Raw genomic sequence first — 19200 nt, 5'->3', positions numbered from 1 at the left:
GGCGTGACCGCGGACAATGATCTGGACGCCGGCCTGCCGATCCGCCTGTTGCACGATCGAGTGCTGGTGCGGATGGAGGGCAGCGAGGGCGAGCGCCGTTCCACCGCCGGCATCGTCATCCCGGCGACGGCCCAGGTCGGTAAGCGCCTCGCCTGGGCGACAGCAGTCGGTGTGGGGCCGAACGTGCGCGCCATCGTGTCCGGCGACCGGGTGCTCTTCGACCCCGACGACCGCTCCGAGGTCGAGCTGCACGGCCGCGGGTACGTGCTGCTGCGGGAGCGCGACGTGCACGCGGTGGCCGCCGAGCGGATCGAGGACGACCCCACCGGCCTCTACCTCTGAGGCACCTCCCCCGGCCAGCAGGCCGCGCCGCGCATCGTTTGCCCGGCCGCACGACGGGAAGCCATCCGGCGACCGTGGCCCTGGGGAGGGACGATGCCAGTATTCGTGAAGAAGCTGTTGACCTGGGGCAGTGTCGCGTTCCTGATCTACTTCATGGCCTTCCGGCCGGACGGCGCCGCGCAGATCTTCAAGGCCATCGGTGGTGCGCTGATGGCGATGTTCCAGGGCTTCGGGGACTTCCTCACCTCGCTGATGACGTGAGGCCCCGGCCGGGGGCGCCCGCCGTCAGGGGTGTCCCGTGGGCCACGACGCCGCCGAGCGCGGGCCGGGCCAACCGGGCGGGGCGTAGCCCACCGCAGGCGGTGGCGCGGGGGCCAGCACCACCGGGATCGGCACCACCGGGTCGTCCGGCGCTTCCACCGGCCGCTGCGTACCGTCCGGGAAGCGCAGGTGGTAGCGGCTGCCGTCCCAGACCCCCGTCGGGGCCTGCGGGTCCCGGCCGACGAAGAACGACCGGTACGCGTTCATCGCGTCCAGCAGCTCCCGCTCCTCCCGCGCGGTCCGTTCCTGGTCGGCGGGCTTGCGGTCCAGGCCGCGCAGCGAGCCGTCGCGCAGCAGGGCCAGTCGGGTGGCGGCGGACTGGTAGCCGCGCATCGCCCGCACCCCGGCGTCGCCGGCCACCCGCCGCGCCCAACTGCGGGCCGCGTGCCGCCGGCCGAGGCTGCTCAGCGCCGCCACCTCGGGTGGGCTCAGCCAGCCGGCGCGGACGTAGTCCGGCAGGGTCCGCTCGGTGAGCCGCCCCTCCCAGGCGCGCAACCACACCGCAAAGCCCACCATGCCGAAGAAGACCGGCACCATCAGGCCCAGGAAGCCGTACAGCATGATCAACGCCTCGCCGGTGGCCTGGGTAAGCGTGGGCAGCAGGTTCCACGTGCCGTGCAACATCATCGCCAGCAGCAGGCCGGCGATCGGGGCGAGCACCCGGACCCGCCGGTCGGCCGTCCGCGCCGCGATGCCCAGCCCCACACCGGTCATCGAGGTGAAGAGCGGATGGGCGAACCCGAACAGCAGGATCCGCAGGATGAAGATCGAGATGACCTGATTGACGCCGGTCACCGGACCGTACCGGTCGGCTCCGGACGCGTAGCCCAGCCGACCCAGGTAGAGGATGTTCTCCACCATGGCGAAGCCGACCGCGGACAGCCCGCAGTAGACCAGGCCGTCGGTGATCCCGGACCACTCCCGCCGCCGGAACACCAGCAGCAGGATCGGGCCCAGCGCCTTGGTCAACTCCTCGATGAACGGCGCCACCAGCACGCCGGTGAGCGCGTCGGGCAGCCCCCAGGCGGCGAACCGGTTGGCGGCGAATTCGTTGACCGTGAGCGAGGCGGCGGTGGAGACGAATGCTCCCCAGGCGAAGCAGAAGATCAGATACTTCAACGGCTCCGGTTCGTACCGGTCCAGCCAGAGGAAGCAGGCGACCAGCACCGGCACCGGCAGGATGGCGGCGGCCACCCCGATCAGCAGTGCCTGCGCGCCGAGCGACTCGCCGAGCCTGAAGACCATGAACACCGCGCAGGCGGCGATGAGCAGCACCACCCCGGCCAACGCCAGGAACCGCCGCCAGCCCAGCCGGCGCAGCGGCATCCGGGGCGCCCCGCCGACGGACGGGGCCGCGGGCGCGGGCGGCGACGGCAGGGGCGTACCGGGCGGGGTGTCGGCCATGCGGTCAGCGTAGCCATCCGCCGCCGGCTGGTCCGGTCGCATCGGTTGCCGCTATGCTGCCCGAAGGTCACGAGTGCCAGCGTTCAGCCCCGGCTTGCTGGCCGGCAACCCTCGTCGAGTTCGCGGTGGGGTGCCCCGGGTGATGACCGGGCCCAGCCCGATCGGCGTGCTGGGCAAGCGCGGACCCCGTCCCGATGCCGCATCCGGGGTCCCTGACCCCGGAGGTTCCGGCGTGCCCGTCACCCTCGTTCCCTCGCTGCCCACCCTGCCCACCGTCGCGCCCGCGTCGGTGCCGCTGGACGTCCTCGGCGTGCCCGGTGAGATCAACCTGGACTACGCGGCGAGCGCACCCTGCGCGCGGGCCGCCGCCGACGCGGTGGCAGAACTGCTGCCCTGGTACGCCAGCGTGCATCGCGGCGCGGGCGCGCTGTCGCGGCGCTGCACCCTCGCGTACGAGCAGGCCCGGCAGACGATCGGTGACTTCTTCGGCGCCCGGGCAGACGATCACGTGATCTTCACCCGCAACACCACTGACGCGCTCAACCTGCTGGCGCGGTCGCTGCCGGCCGGTACGACGGTTGTCACCTTCGCCTCCGAGCACCACGCCAATTTGCTGCCCTGGCCCCGCGGTTCGGTACGGCTGCCGGTGCCAGCCGATCCCGCCGGAGCGGTACGTGACCTCGCCGCCGCCCTCACCGAGCTGCGCCGGGGCAGCAGTCCGGCGCTGCCGGTGGTGGTCGCGGTGACAGGTGCGAGCAACGTGACAGGTGAGCGGTGGCCGGTCGCCGAGTTGGCCCGGGTGGCGCATCGGCACGGTGCCCGGATCGTGCTCGATGCCGCACAACTCGCCCCGCACGCCCCGGTCGACCTGTTGGCGCTGGACGTCGACTACCTGGCCGTGTCCGGCCACAAGCTGTACGCGCCGTTCGGTGCGGGCGTGCTGATCGGCCGGGCGGACTGGCTGGACGCCGCCCCGCCGTACCTGGCGGGTGGGGGCGCCACCAACCACGTCGGCCCGGCCACCCACGACGTGACCTGGGCAACCGGTCCGGCCCGGCACGAGGGTGGCACCCCGAACCTGCTCGGCGCGGTCGCGCTGGCGGCCGTGTGCGCGGCGCTCGGCGCGGCCGACCGGGTGGCGCTGGCCGCCCACGAGCAGGCACTGCTGGCACGACTGCGGACCGGCATCGAGGCGCTGCCGCACGTGGTGGAGTTGCGCACCTTCGGCCCGGACGCGCACCGGGTGGGCATCGTCTCGTTCGTGGTCGCCGGCTGGGACTCCGCCGACGTGGCCGCGCGGCTGGCCAGCGCGCACCGGATCGGCGTACGCGACGGGTTGTTCTGTGCCCACCCGCTGGCTCGGCGGCTGCTCGCCGAGGCGGCGGGGCGTACCGGCCGACGGGACCTGCCGCCCACGGCGTTGCGCGTCAGCATCGGCCTGGGCAGCACGGTCGAGCAGGTGGACCGGTTGCTCGCCGCGCTCGCCGAGCTGGGCTGAGGCGCGCGGTAACTGTCAGCCGACGGGCGGGGCGGTCGGCGGTTTCGGCGCCTCGCCCGGCTCGGCCGGCTCACCCATCGGGCGCTCCTGCTCGCCGAAGGCGGTGCGGATCCACCGGTTCGCGTCCTCCTGCTCGATCCCGGAGGCCACCAGCAGGTCGCTGGCGGTGGTCCGGATCTGGGCGACGACCACACTGCCGGAGAAGCCGACGCCGGCGCCGTACGCCCGCCCGGCCTCGCTGACCGCGCGCAGCGACCGCTCCCGGGCCTTCTCCGGTTCCTCGCCGGCGGCGAACTCGTGTTTGAGCAGCCGGACCGACTCGGCGAGGTGGCCCATCGCGTCCGGCATCGGATCGGGCACCGGCTCGTCGTCCTCGATCAATGTGACGGACCGGCGGATCAGCGTGCCGGTGTTGCGCATCGCCCGGTCGATCGGGTCGGCCGCCTCCGCGTAGTGGATCAGCTCGCTGCGGCGGTGCCAGCGGGCCGGGGAGAGGGTGGCGGTCTCCTTCGCCCCCTCGATCGCCTCGGCCAACGTGGCCAGTTCCTCCTTGTTGTTGCGCAGCCGGTCCAGGGCGCGTTGGACGCCGGCGCGGTCCCGGTTGCGCAGCCCGTCCGCGGTGGCGTCGAGCTGGGCGGCGAGCAGGTCCAGCGCCGGCCGGGCGGCCCGGTTGATCACCCGGAGCGGGTTCAGCGGCAGCAGCACGGCCGTCACCAGGAGCGCGACTCCGCCACCGAGGAAGGCGTCCACGAAGCGCGGGATCTCCAGATTCTGGGTGGACGGGCTCAGCGTCACGATCAGCACCGCCGTGGCCGCCGCCTGGATGACAATGGCGACGCTCGCCCCGGCGAAGATCGTGAACAGGATCGCGACAGTGACCACCAGGCCGAGCTGCCAGGCCCCGGTGCCGAGCAGATAGATCAGGAAGTCGCCGATGGCCACCCCGATCCCCACCCCGGCGATCAGCTCGATGGTCCGGCGGAACCGCTGACCCACCGACGCGGCGAGGGTGCCGACCGCGGAGATCGGCGCGAAGACCGGTTGCGGGTTGCCGAGCACCTTGTGCGAGATCAGGTACGCCAGCCCGGCGGCCAGCCCCGCCTGCACGGCCAGGCCGCCGGCCATCCGCACCCGGTGCAGCCGGTCGTGCAGGGTGGCCCGGCCGCGGTCGCGCAGTTGCTCGGTGGCCTCGGCGATCCGTGCGCCGTCGACGTCCACCAGCCCGTCGCGCAGCGCGGCACGTCGCACGATTGGTGGTCGCTTGTCCCGGGCCACGGCCATGGGCGCGACTACCCGGGACAGGCCGGCTGAATCCTTCCGCGTCGCGCGCCGCGCCCGGATGCGGCAGACTCGGCCGGTGGCCGATCTGCTGGAGCGGTGGCGGGCAGCAGCCCGGGGTGCTGGTGCGAAGCCGGGTGCGGGGTGGACCCGGGCCGGGGAGCGGCTGCTCGACAGGTGGCAAGAGCCGCACCGGCAGTACCACACGGTCGCTCACCTGACGGCTGTGCTCGACGTGGTGGACAAGCACGCCGAACTGGCCGACCGGCCCGACCTGGTCCGGCTGGCGGCCTGGTGGCACGACGCGGTCTACGACCCGCGGGCCACGGGTGACGCCAACGAACAGGACAGCGCCGCGCTGGCCGAGAGCGTGCTCAGCGGGCTCGGGGCGCCGGTGCCCACGGCGGCCGAGGTACGCCGGCTGGTGCTGCTCACGGCCGGGCACGTGGTGGTTCCGGACGACCGGGACGGCGCGCTGCTCTGCGACGCGGACCTCGCCGTGCTGGCCGCGCCCCCGGCGGCGTACGACAGGTACGCGACGGCGATCCGACGGGAGTACGCGCACGTGCCGGAGCCGGCCTTCCGGGCTGGGCGGGCGGCCGTGCTCGGCGGCCTGCTGGCGCTGCCCGCGCTGTTCCGGCTGCCGCCGCTGGCGGCCCGCTGGGAGGAGCCGGCCCGGGGCAACGTACGCCGGGAACTGGCCACGCTCAGCGCTGCGGTGCCGCCGACGGGCGCGGGCTGACCAGGTGCTTCGGGCGGCGCAGGTCGGCGGCGCGGAGCAACCGGACCAGCTCCCGGCTCGGCACCACCTGGGCACCGAGCCACACCGCCGCCGCGAACCGCTCGGCGGGGATGTCGTAGTGGTCCCGGTCGAAACCACGCCGGGGCGCGCCGAGCGCCTCGGCGAAGGCGTGCAGCTCGGCGTACGAGACGTCGCTGATCAGGTGTGACCAGAGCCGCCCACGCCACGGCCAGGCCGGCCGGTCCAGATAGAGCATGACGTCCAAACTATCCCGCGTAGTTGATCACTTTGATGATCGGCTGCCGGCGACCTAGCCTCGGCTGCATGGCCCCCACCACGCTCCTGGACGATCTCCGCGCCGCGCTCGGTGCCGACGCCGTGCTCACCGACCCGGACCTGTTGCGCGCGCACGAGCGGGACGAGGCGGACCTGTGCGCGGCCGGCACCCCGCTCGTGGTGACCCGTCCGCGCAGCACCGAACAGGTGGTCGCGGTCGTCCGGGCGGCGGCGCGACACGGCGTACCTGTGGTGCCGCAGGGCGCGCGGACCGGGCTGGCCGGCGCGGCGAACGCGGTGGACGGCGCGGTGGTGTTGAGCACCGTCGCGATGGACGAGATCCGGGAGATCGACCCGGTGAGCCGGATCGCGGTGGTCCAGCCGGGAGTGGTCAACGCGGCGCTGGCCGGCGCGGTGGCCAGGCAGGGGCTCTGGTACCCGCCGGACCCCGGCTCCTGGGAGTCGTCCACGATCGGCGGCAACGTGGCCACCAACGCCGGCGGCATGTGCTGCGTGAAGTACGGGGTGACCACCGAGTACGTGCTCGGCCTGGAGGTGGTGCTCGCCTCGGGTGAGGTGCTGCGCACCGGCCGGCGGACGGCGAAGGGGGTGGCCGGCTACGACCTGACCCGGCTCTTCGTCGGCTCGGAGGGCACCCTCGGCGTGATCACCGAGGTGACCGTGGCGCTGCGGCCCGCCCCGGCCGAGTCGCTGACCCTGGTGGCGGTCTTCGGATCGACCGCGGCGGCCGGCGCGGCGGTGGCCGAGATCGCGGCCCGTGGGCTGACCCCCAGCCTGTTGGAACTGCTGGACCAGACCCACCTGCGGGCGATCGAGGCGTACCAGCCGATGGGGCTGCGCACCGACGCCCAGGCCCTGCTGCTGGCCGCCGCGGACACCGGCCCCCGGGCCGCCGACGACCTGGCCGACCTTGCCGAGGTGTGCACGGCGGCCGGTGCCGACGAGGTGTACGCGGCCACCGACTCGGTGGAGGCCGCGGCGCTGTTGCAGGCCCGCCGGCTGGCCCACCCGGCGATGGAGAAGTTCGCCGCCGACGCCTACCCGGGCGGCAACGGCGGTCTGGTGATCGACGACGTGGCGGTGCCGCGCGGCTCGCTCGCCGCTCTGCTGGACGGGGTGGCCCGGATCGCCGTGGAGTGCGAGGTGCCGATCGGCGTGGTGGGGCACGCCGGGGACGGCAACATGCACCCGAACATCGTCCTCGACCGGGCCGACCCGGCGAGCGTGGAGCGGGGCCGGCGGGCCTTCGACGAGATTATGCGGCTGGGTCTGGACCTGGGCGGCACCTGCACCGGAGAGCACGGGGTGGGGCTGCTCAAGCGGGACTGGCTGGCCCGGGAGATCGGGCCGGTCGGCGTCCGGGTGCACCAGGCGATCAAGTCGGCACTGGACCCGGCCGGTCTGCTCAACCCGGGCAAGGTGCTCTGAGCTGGCGGGGAACAGCCTTGACCTGAACTGGCCCGGGGTCAGCCCTTGATCTCGGCCGGGGTCGCCTGGGTGAGCAGCAGCAGGATCTCCCCGGCGACCGGCGTGCGCTCCTCGCCGGGGCAGTCCTGCGAAGTGATCAGCCCGGTCGAGGTGAGCAGGCTGGACGTGAGCGCGTCGATGCAGGTGGAGCGGTATCTCCGGGCCTGATCGGTCTCGTCGGCAAGTGCCGGGTTGGCGAGCAGCACCTGGAGCCGTTCGGTCAACTCCGGGGCGAGGGTGCCCCGGGACGTGACTCCGTCACCGGCGCAGTCGAGGCACTGCCACGCGCCGTCGCGTTCGACGCTCAGGGTGCGCAGTGGGCCGTCCTCGCCGAGCCGCTGGACCAGACTGACCTGGCCGACTGCGACCGTCGTGGGGATCTCCAGTTGCGCGCCACCACCCGTCGGGGCCGTCGGCTGGGCCACCGAAGTGCCCCGTGGCTCCCGGTTGAACAGCGAGCACCCGGTCAGGGCGCCGCCGAGGACGACGGCGACGACCGGTAGCAGCAGACGAGGGTGCGCGCGGGGAAGCACGCGCGGAAACCTACCCCACCGTAGGTAGCGTTCGAAACCACCATCCGGGCCGGTATCGATGGTTACCAAGCGGTAACGTTACAATTCGTCACCAAGTGGACGGCCGCAGCTCAGCCTGATCGTCGTCGCCGCCCCGATCGGCCGCATAACCCCGAACGTCCGGAGCGCCGAGCCGGGCCGCGTCCGCCGCGGCGTCGTCCGGCATCAACTGCGACTGCCGCTCCGCCTCCACCCGGACGCGGTAGTGCTCGACCTCCCGGACCCGGGTGGCCGCGTCCCAGCCGAGCACCGCGCCCATCAACTCGGCGGCGTGCTCCGCCGACTCCAACCCCCGGTGGCTGGTCTCGAACGAGATCCGGGTCCGCCGGGTCAGCACGTCCTCCAGGTGCAGCGCACCCTCGGCCCGCGCCGCATAGGTGACCTCCGCCGCCAGGTACTCCGGAGCACCGGCCAGCGGAGACGCGAGCAGTGGATCAGCGTCGACAAGCGCCAGCAGATCCAGGGTCAGGGTGCCGTACCGCTCCAGCAGATGCTCCACCACGCCCACCGGCACACCGTGCCGGCGGGCCAGATCGGCCCGGTCCCGCCACATCGCCGGGAAGCCGTCCGCCCCGAGCAACGGCAGATCGGCCGTACGCGACGAGCGAGCGCCACCGAGCCGCCGGGCGGCACGATCGACCACGTCGGACGCCATCACCCGGTACGTCGTGTATTTACCACCGGCGACCAGCAGCAGCCCGAGCATCGGCTCGAAGACCGCGTGCTCACGGGAGAGCTTCGAGGTCGAGTCGGCCTCGCCGGCCAGCAGTGGCCGCAGTCCGGCGTACACCCCCTCGATGTCGGCGGTGGCCAACGGCCGGTCCAGCACCGTGTTGACCTGCTCCAGCAGGTAGTCGATGTCGCGGGCCGAGGCGGCCGGGTGGGACCGGTCCAGTCGCCAGTCGGTGTCCGTCGTACCGATGATCCAGTGCCCGCCCCACGGGATGACGAAGAGCACCGACTTGGCCGTCCGCAGGATGAGCCCCGTCTCGCCGGTGATCGCCGAGCGGGGCACCACCAGGTGCACCCCCTTGGAGGCGCGCACCCGGACGCCGGGCCGCAGGCCCACGTCGTTGAGCATCCGCGACATGTCGTCGCTCCACACCCCGGTGGCGGCGATGACGGTACGGGCATGCACCTCGAACTCCGCGTCGGGTGAGCCCGGCGGCGCCTCCAGGTCCCGGACGCGTACGCCGGTCACCTCGCGTGCCTGCCGGATCAGTCCGACGGCGCGGGCGCTGCTCACCACCGTGGCGCCGAGGCTGGCCGCGGTGCGGGCCAGGGTGACGACCAGCCGGGCGTCGTCGACCTGCCCGTCGTAGTAGCGGATCGCGCCGGACACCGCGTCGGCCCGCAGGCTCGGGAAGATCCTCCGGGCACCCTCCCGGGTCAGGTGCCGGTGCAGCGGCATGCCCCGGCCACCGCCGAAGACTCCGGCGAAGACGTCGTACGCGGCCACCCCGGCGCCGTAGTACGAGCGGCGGAAGATCCGGGCCGGCAGGTCCCGCAGGCCCCGTCCGGCCGGCAGCGGCACCATGATCGGCACCGGGCGCACCAGGTGCGGCGCGAGCCGGGTGGCCAGCAGGCCACGCTCGGTGAGCGCCTCGTGGACCAGGTGGAACTCCAACTGCTCCAGGTAGCGCAGGCCGCCGTGGATCAGTTTGCTGGACCGGCTGGAGGTGCCGGCGGCGAGATCGCGCGCCTCGACCAGTGCCACCTTCAGGCCCCGGGACGCCGCGTCCAGTGCGGCACCCGCACCGGTCACCCCACCACCGATGACCAGCACGTCGAAGCGCTCGGCGCGCAGCCGCCGCAGGTCGGACGCACGGCGGATCGGCGAGAGCTGACCGGCGACGGATCGGGAGATACTGGGGTCACGCACCCTTCCACCGTAACCGCCATGCCACCGTGTCGACATTCGCCGCCCGCCCCGCTGCGCCCAACTGCCCCACAGCGCCTGCCCCACAGCGCACGACACGTCTCGTCACCCGATCCAGGCCGACCAGTCGGAGATCTTGGACAGTTTCCGTCAGCGCGGCCCGCCGCGGAACGGGAAGTGTCGAAGATCCGCACAGGTCTTCGAAGCTCCGGAAGCCGACGGTCGAGCCGAAACCCCTCGTCGGAGTCGTAAGGTTCTCGGATGCAAGGTCAACCTGCGCATCCTGGGTCCAGCGACCCCAGTTCCCCGTGGCCGGTGGTCGCGGCCGTGTTCGTCGGCTGCTGGACGGTCGCGGTCACCGTGGGCACCCAGGCCGGTGGTTGGCTCACCGACCAGGTGCTGCTGGGCTTCGGACGGGACCGGATCGGCTGGCTCTGGCCGCTGCTCGGGCTGGCCACCGTCGTGCTGGTGGGCACACCCACCCTGCTGCTCGCCGTGCTGCCCCGATCCACGACGGTCCGGGCCACCGGGCGGGTCTGGCTGATCGGGGCACTCACCCTCGGGGTGCTGACACTGCTGCGGGTCGTGCCGCCGGTGCACCACGAGGCGTACCTCGCCGCGCTGGCCGGTGTCGCATTGCTCGGCGCGCTCGCCGTGCGCTGGGCGGCGCGCCGGTGGGCGTACCCCGCAGCGGCCGGCGCTGTCGGCGGCCCGGCAGCCACCGACGACGGCTACCCCGCGCGGCCCGGGACCGCCGGAAGCCGCCACGCAACCCGGCCCGAAGCGACCGGAGACCGCGACCCGGCCCGGCCCGGGGCCACCGAAGACCGCGACGCAACCCGGCCCGGGGCCACCGGGAACGCGGCGCCGGTCAGGCGGTCACGGCGGCTCGGCGCGGTCCCGCTGCTCGCGGTCGCCGCCGGGGTGGCGCTGCTGTTGCCGTGGGCCTGGCTGGGCGCGCTCGGCGGGCTCCTGGAGACCGCGCTCGCGCTCCTGGCGGCGGCCACGCTCGGAGGGCTTGCCGCGACGCTGCTGGACGCCACCTTCTGGTCGCGGTTCGCAGTCGGTCGGCCACCCCGGCCGGCTCGGCTGGTGCTGGTCGGCGGCCTGGTCGCCGGGGTGGCGCTGCTGCTGGTCGCGGCCGGCGCCGGCCAGTCCGGCGCGCAGTTGCCCGCGTTGCTGACCCTGCCACCTGCGGGTTTCGCCCTGGCCGCGCTCTGGGCCGCGACGTGGCGGCCCACCGCCGATCCGGCCGACGCCGCGCGCGCCGGCCGGTCGGCGACCGGCTGGCTGGTGGGCCTGGCCGCACTCGGTCCGCTGGCCTTCACCGACCCGGAAGAGATCACCCTGCTGCTGGTGGGCACCCGCGACGTCCCGTTCTGGGTGGCGGCCGCCGCCGCTGCCGGGCTCGCCGTCGCCGTCCTGGTCGCCATCGGGTACGCGGTGCTGCTCGCCCGGCCGGCGGCACGCACCCCGAGCCGTCGGGGCGCGGCGGTGGCAGCCGTGGTGCTGCTTGTGGCGTTCGGCGTGGTCGACCTCGGCCCCGGCCAGCCGGGCCTGTACGGGGAGCGGCTGTTCGTGGTGCTGCGCTCGCAGGCCGACCTGACGGGTCTGCCGGCCGGGCAGCCAGGTCGGGCCGGGCGGGACGCCCGCGCGGCGGAGGTCTACCGGCGGTTGGTGGCGACCGCCGAGCAGAGCCAGGCCGACCTGCTCCGAGGGCTGAGTCGACTGCGACTCGACCCGATCTCGTACTACCTGGTGAACGCGGTCGAGGTGGACGGCGGCCCGGCGGTGCGGGCCTGGCTCGCCAGTCGCCCGGAGGTGGCCCGGGTGCTGGTCAGCCAACGCCTGCGGCCGCTACCGGCCCCGGCGGGGCAGAGTCGGGGCACCGCTCCCAAGCCCTCCGGGCCGGAGTGGAACATCCGCCAGATCGGCGCCGACCGGGTGTGGTCCCAGCTCGGGGTGACCGGCACCGGCATCGTGGTCGGCAGCTCGGACTCGGGCGTGGACGGCACCCATCCGGCTCTGCGCGCCGGGTTCCGCGGCGGGGACGACTCCTGGTACGACCCGTGGGACGGCACCCGCAGCCCGACCGACCAGGGCGGGCACGGCACCCACACGGTGGGCAGCGCCGTCGGGCGGGACGGCATCGGGGTGGCGCCGGACGCGCAGTGGGTGGGCTGCGTCAACCTGGACCGCAACCTCGGCAGCCCCGCGCACTACCTGGACTGTCTCCAGTTCATGCTGGCACCCTTCCCGGTCGGCGGCGACCCGTTCACCGACGGCCGTCCGGAGCGCGCCCCGCAGGTACTCACCAACTCGTGGGGCTGCCCGCCGATCGAGGGCTGCGACAGGGGTGTGCTGCGGCCGGCCACCGCCGCGCTGGACGCCGCCGGGATCTTCGTGGTCGCCGCCGCCGGTAACACCGGGCCGTGGTGCGCGTCGATCGACGACCCGCCGGCACCGTACGCGGACGTGTTGACCGTGGGCGCGGTGGACGCGCAGCGCCGGGTCGCGGAGTTCTCCTCGCGCGGGCCGGCGCCCGGTGGCCCGGGTAAGCCGGACGTGCTGGCCCCGGGCGTGGGTGTGGTGTCGGCGATGCCGGGCGGCACGTACGCCGCGCTGGACGGCACCTCGATGGCGACCCCGCAGGTGGCGGGGGTGGTCGCGCTGATGTGGTCGGCGAACCCGGCGCTGGTCGGCGACGTGGACCGTACCCGGCAGATCCTGCGGGACACCGCGACGGCGGCGACACCCACCTACCGCTCCGACAACCCGGCCGACGCCTGCGGGGGTCCGTCCAACGTCACCGGCTCGGGCCAGGTCGACGCGTACGCGGCCGTCCAGGCCGCCCGGCGGTGAGGTACCCGGACCGGCACCCGGTGATCTAGGGTCGGCGACCATGGACGCCGAGATCACCGTCACCGAACTGACCCCCGACCTGGCCCCCGCCGTGGCGCGGCTCTGCGAGCAGGCTCTCGATCTGCCCGAGGACTCCGCCGAGGCGGCCGGAATCGTGGACGTTCTCTGGCCGCGGGCCGCCGCCGACCGTCCGGTGGTGGGGCTGGGCGCGTACCGGGGTGTGGACCTGGTCGGGGTGCTGCTCTGCTCGGTGTCGGCGATCGAGCCGGGTGTCGGGCACGTGGACCTGGTCGCGGTCCTGCCGGAGCACCGCCGCCGGGGCGTCGGTCGGGCGCTGCTGCGGCGGGCCGAGCAGGTGCTGGCCGAGCGCGGAGTGACCGAGGTTCTGTTGGCCGGGAACCCGCCGCACTACGCCTGGCCGGGCATCGACGTCCGATACACGCCAGCGGTCTGCGCCGCCCTCGCGCTCGGCTACCAGCAGGACCGGACCGCCTGGAACATGACCGCGGATCTGTCGTACGACGGGTCGCCGGCGCTGCGGTCCACCGAGGCGGCGGAGCGGCGACTGGCCGGGCAGGGCGTCACCGTACGCCGGGCGGAGCCGACGGACCTGCCGGCGTTGACCGCGTTCGCCAGGTCCACCTTCGGCGGTACGTGGGACGGTGAGCTGGCCGGGTCGGTGGGTCGGGACGGCGCCGGTTGTCACCTGGCGGAGCGGGGCGGCGAGGTGCTCGGCTTCGCCGCGTACGGGTCGTCCCGGCCGAGCTGGTTCGGGCCGATGGGCACCGCGCCGGCGGCCGAGGGGTCGGGCATCGGCGGTGTGCTGCTGCGGCGGTGCCTGCGAGATCAGCAGGCGGCGGGGCTGACCCGGGCGGAGATCGGCTGGGTGGGGCCGGTGCCGTTCTACTCGGGCAGCGCGGGTGCCCGGATCGAGCGGGTCTTCTTCCTGTACCGGCGAGCCCTGTCGGTGGCACAACCGGAACAAAAGGGGCATTGATTCATTCGCCCGCGTCTGCCATCGACGCCCCCTACCGTCTTGGTAGAGGAGGCAGCCATGACCACGGATGACGACCAGACCGAGGACGGCCCGCCGATCACCTGGAAACCGGTAGGCGAGCTTCCCGGGCACGTGCCGTTCGATCGGCTCGACTACGGCGACGCCGAGCAACTGGCCGAGATGACCACCGACGGCGAGTCGGCGGTCGTCGAGGAGCCACGGGAGATGGTGGACGCGCCGATCAAACTGCTTCCGCCGTACAACCGGGCGCAGAAGCGGCGCAACCAGCGCCCACTGCCGACCTGACGACGAACGGGGCGGACCGCGTCAGCGGCCCGCCCCGTTCGGTGTCGGAACTGGACTCAGAAGTCCATGTCCCCGCCACCCGGGCCGGCCGGGGCAGCCGGGGTCTTCTCCGGCTTGTCCGCGACAACGGCCTCGGTGGTGAGGAAGAGCGCCGCGATGGACGCGGCGTTCTGCAGCGCCGAGCGCGTCACCTTGGCCGGGTCGATGATGCCCGCGGCCAGCAGGTCGACGTACTCGCCGTTGGCGGCGTTGAGGCCGTGACCCGCTTCGAGGTTACGGACCTTCTCCACCACGACGCCGCCCTCAAGGCCGGCGTTGACGGCGATCTGCCGCAGCGGGGCGTCCAGCGCGACCTTGACGATGTTCGCACCGGTGGCCTCGTCGCCGACCAGGTCGAGCTTGTCGAAGGCGGTCTTGCCGGCCTGCACCAGCGCGACGCCACCACCCGGGACGATGCCCTCCTCGACGGCGGCCTTCGCGTTGCGAACGGCGTCCTCGATGCGGTGCTTGCGCTCCTTGAGCTCGACCTCGGTGGCCGCGCCGACCTTGATGACCGCAACGCCGCCGGCCAGCTTGGCCAGCCGCTCCTGCAGCTTCTCGCGGTCGTAGTCGGAGTCGCTCTTGTCGATCTCGGCCCGGATCTGGTTGACCCGGCCCTGGATCTGCTCGGCGTCACCGGCACCGTCGACGATGGTGGTCTCGTCCTTGGTCACCACGACCTTGCGGGCGCGGCCCAGCATGTCGAGGCTGGCGGCGTCGAGCTTGAGGCCGACCTCCTCGCTGATGACCTGGCCACCGGCGAGGATGGCGATGTCGGTCAGCATGGCCTTGCGGCGGTCACCGAAGCCCGGCGCCTTGACGGCGACCGACTTGAAGGTGCCACGGACCTTGTTGACCACCAGGGTGGCGAGGGCCTCGCCCTCCAGGTCCTCGGCGATGATCAGCAGCGGCTTGCCCGACTGCATGACCTTCTCCAGGATCGGGAGCAGGTCCTTCACCGACGAGATCTTGCTGTTGGCGATCAGGATGTACGGGTCGTCGAAGACGGCCTCCATACGCTCCGGGTCGGTCATGAAGTAGGCCGAGATGTAGCCCTTGTCGAAGCGCATACCCTCGGTGAGCTCCAGCTCCAGCCCGAAGGTGTTGCTCTCCTCGACGGTGATGACGCCTTCCTTGCCGACCTTGTCCATCGCCTCGGCGATGATCTCGCCGACGGTGCTGTCACCAGCGGAGATGGAGGCGGTGGAGGCGATCTGCTCCTTGGTCTCGACGTCCTTGGCGAGCTTGGACAGCTCCTCCGAGACGCTCGCGACCGCGGCCTCGATGCCCCGCTTCAGGGCCATCGGGTTGGCGCCAGCGGCCACGTTGCGCAGGCCCTCGCGAACCAGGGCCTGGGCCAGGACGGTCGCCGTCGTCGTGCCGTCACCGGCAACGTCGTCGGTCTTCTTGGCGACCTCCTTGACCAGCTCAGCGCCGATCTTCTCGTACGGGTCCTCGAGCTCGATCTCCTTGGCGATGCTCACACCATCGTTGGTGATGGTGGGGGCACCCCACTTCTTCTCGAGCACGACGTTGCGGCCCTTGGGGCCGAGCGTCACCTTTACGGCGTCGGCGAGCTGGTTCATGCCACGCTCGAGGCCACGGCGCGCCTCTTCGTCGAACGCGATCATCTTTGCCATACGGCGTTGTCCTCCTGGACACTCACGGCCACCCGAGTGTGTGTCCCGGATGGGCCGCCTGGTTTACGCACTTGGGACGTCGCCACCAGGCGACGACGACGTCCTTCGGCCGGGCCGGATAGCCCGCGACGACCGGCCATGTGCCGCTCCGGCGTCTCCACGCCGGTGCAACCTGGCCCCACCGTCCCGGCCGTTGGCACTCACGGTACGCGAGTGCCAATGACTTGTTTAGCACTCTCCCCTGCCGAGTGCAAGCACGATGGGGCCGCTCAGCCAAGTTCCGCGGCCAGTCCGGCAGTGTTCACCGGCGCCTCATGGGCGCGCTGCTCGACGTATGTCACCAGCAGACGGATCAACTGGGCCAGGTGGGCCGGCAGGGCAAGTACGGCGGTGACCCCGATCACCGCCACCGCCCCGACCGCGGTGCCCGGCGACGTGAAGGGATCCGCGCCGAGCGCGGCGACGCGCGCCTCCTCCTGGCCACCGCTGATCACCCACCCGGCCCGGAGGGTGGGGTGGGCGCGGGCGGCTGGTCAGTCCTGAACGCTGCTCAGCATTGGCTGGAAGGGCCACGATCTTCCCGGTTGTGCGCCCGCGTCGCGGCCCCGACGCGCGGGGCGGACCGGGAGGGAAACTCAGGCGATGACGCGTACGTGCTCGGCCTGTGGACCCTTCTGGCCCTGGGCGATCTCGAACTCCACCCGCTGGCCGTCGTCCAGCGCCTTGTAGCCGTCCATCTCGATCGCGGAGAAGTGAACGAAAACGTCCTGACCGCCGTCGACGGCAATGAAGCCATAACCCTTTTCGGCGTTGAACCACTTCACGGAGCCCTGTGCCACGGTGCACTTCCCTCACTATGCGCGGTGTTGCCTGACCTGGCGCACGGCACGGCCGGACGCCGACCAGCCACCACCTCAGCGATCGATGGCGACCATTGAAAAAGGTGACCGAAATCGCACGCTACACGAGGAGTCAGCGCCGCGCACGGCCACCAATCGGGCATGCACCGGGGCGCTCCGATTGCGCTGGTCGGTCGGGTTTCGAGGCACCGGATCCAGGGCGGCGACTGCCGTACACAATTCGGCCGTGACGGCCACCGACGCTGTGATAGGCATGCGGGCATGACCACCGACACGGGCGCGACCGCCCTCCGGCGGGCGGAGATCCGCCGGGTCCGGCCGGAGGACGCCGCCCGGATGCGGGCACTGCGTCTGGAGATGCTCGCCGACGCACCGTTGGCCTTCCTGGAGACCCTGGCGGACGCGGCGGCCCGGCCGCACACCGAGTTCGCCGCCCGGGTCGCGTACACCGCGACCGGCCCCGGCAACGCGCAGTTCATCGCCGACCCGGGTGGCCGGCTCGTCGGACACGCCGGTGGCACGATCTCCCCGAGCGAACCCGGGCTCACCGTGATCTACGCGGTCTACGTCACGCCGGCCTGGCGGGGGCACGGGCTGCTCGGTGAGCTGATCGACGGGGTGGCCGCCTGGTCACGCGCCTGCGGCCGAGGGGAGTTGCTGCTGGAGGTGGTGGTCGGCAACGACCGCGCCTACCGCGCCTACCAACGCCTGGGCTTCAGAGACACCGGCGTACGCGTCCCCCACCCCACCATCCCAGCCCTGACCGAGCTACAAATGCGTCGAACTGCATAGACCCGAGAACCATTCCAAGGCAGAACCAGTGTGCTGCCCCGAAGCTGGCAGTTCCGAAACAACCGTGCCCACAACGGGTTTTCGGGGCAGCCCGCCCCGCGCAGGGATCAAGCCTGACCGCCCGGAGCGGGGCGGGCTGCCCCGGAAACCCCAACCGCGAGCAACGGGCTACCCCAGAAACCCCAACCGCAACTAGAAATCAGACATGACGCCGCGTCTGCACGATCCGGAACCGGTTGGCCACGTACGCCCCGTCGGTCAGCGCGGCGTTGGCCGCCGCGTTGGCGCCACTGCCGTGGAAGTCGGAGAACGCCGCCGACTGGTTCACGAAGACCCCACCGGTGAGGTTGCAGGACAGGTGCACCCCGACCTCGACCGCGACCGCCTCGGTGGCGTCCAGCACGGCCTCGTCGGTGGAGTAGACCCCCGCGGTGAGCGCACCCTTCTCGCCGACCGTGCGGCGCAGCAGCTCCAGACTGTGCGCGGTGGAGTCGGTCGCGATGGCGAACGAGATCGGCCCGAACCACTCCCGGCCGTACGTCTCCGCGTCGTCCGGGGTCAGCTTCACGATCGTCGGGGTACGCACCACCGCGTCGGCGTACGACGGGTGGGCCACGGCCCGTGACTCCAGCACCGGCTCGCCCACCTTGGTGACCTCGGCCAGCCGCTCCAGCACCCCGTCGTTGACGATGGCGCCGGTCAGCTCGACGCCCCGGGCCGGGTCGGCGGTGAGCTTGCCGACGGCGGCGGCGATCCCGCCGGCCACCTCGTCGAAGCTCTTGTGCCCCTGGTCGGTCTCGATGCCGCCGGCCGGGATGAGGATGTTCTGCGAGGTGGTGCACATCTGACCGCTGTACAGGGTCAGCGTGAAGCCCAGGTTGCGGCACATGCCGGCGAAGTCGTCGGTGGAGTCGATGACGACCGTGTTCAGGCCGGCCTTCTCGGTGTAGACCGACGCCTGCCGGGCGTGCGTCTCCAGCCAGTCGCCGTACTCGGTGGAGCCGGTGAAGTCGACGATCTTCACGGCGCGGTGCAGGGCCAGGTCGCTGGCGAGCTTCTCACCGGGCGCCTCGGCCGCCAGCATGATCAGGTTCGGGTCGAACCCGGCCTCGGCCAGCACCTCCCGGGCGTACTTCACGGTGATGGCCAGCGGCAGCACCGCGCGCGGGTGCGGCTTGACGAGCACCGGGTTGCCGGTGACCAGCGAGGCGAACAGCCCCGGGTACGAGTTCCAGGTCGGGAAGGTGTTACAGCCGATCACCAGCGCCACCCCACGCGGCACCACGTGGAACGTCTTGGTCATTCGCAGCGGGTCGCCCTTGCCTGCGGCCTTCTCCCAGCCCGCCGTGCCCGGGTGCCTGGTCATCTCGGCGTAGGCGTACGCCAGCGCCTCCAGCGCCCGGTCCAGCGCGTGCGCCCCGCCGGCCTGGAAGGCCATCACGAACGCCTGCCCGCTGGTGAACTGCACCGCGTTGGCCAGCTCGAAGATGTTCTTGTGCAGCCGGTCGAGGATCTCCAGGCAGACCCCAACCCGGGCCTGCGGGCCGGCGTCACGCCAGGCCGGCAGCGCGGCGGAGGCGGCGTCAATCAGCTCGCCGGGGCCGGCGTGCGGGTAACGCACCGCCAACTCCACCCCGAACGGGCTCGTCTCGGTGGCGACCCGGGCGCCGGTGCCCGGCTGGTCGAGCGGGAAGTCACCGCCGAGGTACGCCTCGAAGGCGGCCTTGCCGTCGGCGGCGGCGGTCTCGCCGTACACCCGAGGGCTGGGAGATTCGGGATAGGCGGACCAGTAGCCCCGCTCCGTGATCGCGGTCAGCGCACGGTTGAGGGTGTCGGCGTGCCTGTCGTACAGGGGCTGCGGGGTCTCCGTCATGCCCGCCATCATGCCTGAGTCCGGTCCGCGC

The 19200-nt window shown here is 72.7% G+C and carries 18 protein-coding genes and 1 riboswitch; of the genes, 9 read left to right on the top strand and 9 right to left on the bottom strand.

Annotated features, from left to right (window positions below; genetic code table 11):
• The first annotated feature begins 3 nt into the window (after nt 1-3).
• Both ACFYPM_RS06600 and ACFYPM_RS06595 read left to right on the top strand, forming a co-directional pair.
• Nucleotides 4-342, top strand: a complete 339-nt coding sequence (locus tag ACFYPM_RS06600) for a GroES family chaperonin (RefSeq protein ID WP_387191941.1) — start codon at nt 4-6, stop codon at nt 340-342.
• A gap of 93 nt (nt 343-435) precedes the next feature.
• Complete coding sequence (locus ACFYPM_RS06595) at nt 436-603, top strand: hypothetical protein (protein ID WP_357253742.1); 168 nt, start codon at nt 436-438, stop codon at nt 601-603.
• Nucleotides 604-627: 24 nt separating this feature from the next.
• Here ACFYPM_RS06595 and ACFYPM_RS06590 read toward each other — a convergent pair whose 3' ends face one another.
• On the bottom strand, nt 628-2109 hold the full coding sequence (locus tag ACFYPM_RS06590; protein WP_387191939.1) for a PrsW family intramembrane metalloprotease: 1482 nt from the start codon (nt 2107-2109) through the stop codon (nt 628-630).
• A 23-nt stretch (nt 2110-2132) separates the two neighbouring features.
• A riboswitch (SAM riboswitch) is annotated at nt 2133-2253 on the top strand.
• 46 nt (nt 2254-2299) lie between these two features.
• Between ACFYPM_RS06590 and ACFYPM_RS06585 the strand changes: the two genes are divergently transcribed.
• The gene (locus ACFYPM_RS06585) at nt 2300-3565 is read left to right on the top strand and encodes an aminotransferase class V-fold PLP-dependent enzyme (RefSeq protein WP_387191937.1); all 1266 of its coding nucleotides are present in this window, start codon (nt 2300-2302) and stop codon (nt 3563-3565) included.
• A gap of 15 nt (nt 3566-3580) precedes the next feature.
• Here the strand turns inward: ACFYPM_RS06585 and ACFYPM_RS06580 are convergent, their stop codons facing one another.
• Complete coding sequence (locus tag ACFYPM_RS06580; protein ID WP_387193364.1) at nt 3581-4783, bottom strand: aromatic acid exporter family protein; 1203 nt, start codon at nt 4781-4783, stop codon at nt 3581-3583.
• 139 nt (nt 4784-4922) lie between these two features.
• On the opposite strand from ACFYPM_RS06580, the gene ACFYPM_RS06575 reads away from it, so the two are divergent.
• The gene (locus ACFYPM_RS06575) at nt 4923-5585 is read left to right on the top strand and encodes a metal-dependent phosphohydrolase (protein WP_387191935.1); all 663 of its coding nucleotides are present in this window, start codon (nt 4923-4925) and stop codon (nt 5583-5585) included.
• Here ACFYPM_RS06575 and ACFYPM_RS06570 read toward each other — a convergent pair.
• Nucleotides 5551-5841 (bottom strand): DUF4031 domain-containing protein, encoded by a 291-nt coding sequence (locus tag ACFYPM_RS06570; RefSeq protein WP_387191933.1) that lies wholly within the window; start codon nt 5839-5841, stop codon nt 5551-5553. The two genes, ACFYPM_RS06575 and ACFYPM_RS06570, sit on opposite strands and share 35 nt — an antisense overlap.
• Before the next feature lie 68 nt (nt 5842-5909).
• Here ACFYPM_RS06570 and ACFYPM_RS06565 point away from each other — a divergent pair, with 68 nt between their 5' ends.
• On the top strand, nt 5910-7310 hold the full coding sequence (locus ACFYPM_RS06565) for an FAD-binding oxidoreductase (protein WP_387191931.1): 1401 nt from the start codon (nt 5910-5912) through the stop codon (nt 7308-7310).
• Nucleotides 7311-7348: 38 nt separating this feature from the next.
• Here the strand turns inward: ACFYPM_RS06565 and ACFYPM_RS06560 are convergent, their stop codons facing one another.
• Together ACFYPM_RS06560 and ACFYPM_RS06555 are read right to left on the bottom strand one after the other, a co-directional pair.
• Nucleotides 7349-7882, bottom strand: a complete 534-nt coding sequence (locus ACFYPM_RS06560) for a hypothetical protein (RefSeq protein ID WP_387191929.1) — start codon at nt 7880-7882, stop codon at nt 7349-7351.
• 88 nt (nt 7883-7970) lie between these two features.
• Nucleotides 7971-9788, bottom strand: a complete 1818-nt coding sequence (locus ACFYPM_RS06555) for a glycerol-3-phosphate dehydrogenase/oxidase (RefSeq protein WP_387193361.1) — start codon at nt 9786-9788, stop codon at nt 7971-7973.
• Nucleotides 9789-10061: 273 nt separating this feature from the next.
• Between ACFYPM_RS06555 and ACFYPM_RS06550 the strand changes: the two genes are divergently transcribed.
• The 3 genes from ACFYPM_RS06550 to ACFYPM_RS06540 are packed head-to-tail and all read left to right on the top strand — an operon-like array spanning nt 10062 to nt 13965.
• The gene (locus ACFYPM_RS06550) at nt 10062-12662 is read left to right on the top strand and encodes a S8 family serine peptidase (RefSeq protein WP_387191927.1); all 2601 of its coding nucleotides are present in this window, start codon (nt 10062-10064) and stop codon (nt 12660-12662) included.
• A 40-nt stretch (nt 12663-12702) separates the two neighbouring features.
• Entirely contained in the window at nt 12703-13659 is a 957-nt protein-coding gene (locus ACFYPM_RS06545) for a GNAT family N-acetyltransferase (protein WP_387191925.1), read from the top strand.
• Between the two features lie 57 nt (nt 13660-13716).
• Nucleotides 13717-13965, top strand: coding sequence for a hypothetical protein (locus tag ACFYPM_RS06540; protein ID WP_357253725.1), 249 nt, complete (start codon nt 13717-13719; stop codon nt 13963-13965).
• A 56-nt stretch (nt 13966-14021) separates the two neighbouring features.
• On the opposite strand, the gene groL is transcribed toward ACFYPM_RS06540, so the two are convergent.
• The 3 genes from groL to ACFYPM_RS06525 form a co-directional block, all read right to left on the bottom strand.
• Nucleotides 14022-15644, bottom strand: a complete 1623-nt coding sequence (groL, locus tag ACFYPM_RS06535; RefSeq protein ID WP_030490078.1) for a chaperonin GroEL — start codon at nt 15642-15644, stop codon at nt 14022-14024.
• A gap of 269 nt (nt 15645-15913) precedes the next feature.
• Nucleotides 15914-16138, bottom strand: a complete 225-nt coding sequence (locus ACFYPM_RS06530) for a hypothetical protein (protein WP_387191922.1) — start codon at nt 16136-16138, stop codon at nt 15914-15916.
• Between the two features lie 141 nt (nt 16139-16279).
• Complete coding sequence (locus tag ACFYPM_RS06525) at nt 16280-16483, bottom strand: cold-shock protein (protein WP_088950422.1); 204 nt, start codon at nt 16481-16483, stop codon at nt 16280-16282.
• Between the two features lie 282 nt (nt 16484-16765).
• Here ACFYPM_RS06525 and ACFYPM_RS06520 point away from each other — a divergent pair, with 282 nt between their 5' ends.
• Nucleotides 16766-17296 carry a GNAT family N-acetyltransferase gene (locus ACFYPM_RS06520; RefSeq protein WP_387191920.1) on the top strand — a complete coding sequence of 177 codons (531 nt, stop codon included), beginning with the start codon at nt 16766-16768 and terminating at the stop codon, nt 17294-17296.
• Nucleotides 17297-17495: 199 nt separating this feature from the next.
• Here ACFYPM_RS06520 and paaN read toward each other — a convergent pair whose 3' ends face one another.
• The gene (paaN, locus tag ACFYPM_RS06515) at nt 17496-19169 is read right to left on the bottom strand and encodes a phenylacetic acid degradation protein PaaN (protein WP_387191918.1); all 1674 of its coding nucleotides are present in this window, start codon (nt 19167-19169) and stop codon (nt 17496-17498) included.
• Nucleotides 19170-19200 lie beyond the last annotated feature (31 nt).

It is taken from the genome of Micromonospora sp. NPDC005203 (assembly GCF_042872705.1).
GTDB lineage: Bacteria > Actinomycetota > Actinomycetes > Mycobacteriales > Micromonosporaceae > Micromonospora.
The sequence above is the reverse complement of the archived record's forward strand: the minus strand, read 5'-3'. Positions and strand labels throughout refer to the sequence as shown.

Excerpts from the sequence above, each read along its gene's own strand:
- ACFYPM_RS06595 (WP_357253742.1), top strand. The coding sequence starts at position 436 with ATGCCAGTATTCGTGAAGAAGCTGTTGACCTGGGGCAGTGTCGCGTTC.
- ACFYPM_RS06590 (WP_387191939.1), bottom strand. The coding sequence starts at position 2,109 with ATGCGACCGGACCAGCCGGCGGCGGATGGCTACGCTGACCGCATGGCC.
- ACFYPM_RS06570 (WP_387191933.1), bottom strand. The coding sequence starts at position 5,841 with ATGCTCTATCTGGACCGGCCGGCCTGGCCGTGGCGTGGGCGGCTCTGG.
- ACFYPM_RS06565 (WP_387191931.1), top strand. The coding sequence starts at position 5,910 with ATGGCCCCCACCACGCTCCTGGACGATCTCCGCGCCGCGCTCGGTGCC.
- ACFYPM_RS06550 (WP_387191927.1), top strand. The coding sequence starts at position 10,062 with ATGCAAGGTCAACCTGCGCATCCTGGGTCCAGCGACCCCAGTTCCCCG.
- ACFYPM_RS06545 (WP_387191925.1), top strand. The coding sequence starts at position 12,703 with ATGGACGCCGAGATCACCGTCACCGAACTGACCCCCGACCTGGCCCCC.
- ACFYPM_RS06540 (WP_357253725.1), top strand. The coding sequence starts at position 13,717 with ATGACCACGGATGACGACCAGACCGAGGACGGCCCGCCGATCACCTGG.
- groL (WP_030490078.1), bottom strand. The coding sequence starts at position 15,644 with ATGGCAAAGATGATCGCGTTCGACGAAGAGGCGCGCCGTGGCCTCGAG.
- ACFYPM_RS06520 (WP_387191920.1), top strand. The coding sequence starts at position 16,766 with ATGACCACCGACACGGGCGCGACCGCCCTCCGGCGGGCGGAGATCCGC.
- paaN (WP_387191918.1), bottom strand. The coding sequence starts at position 19,169 with ATGACGGAGACCCCGCAGCCCCTGTACGACAGGCACGCCGACACCCTC.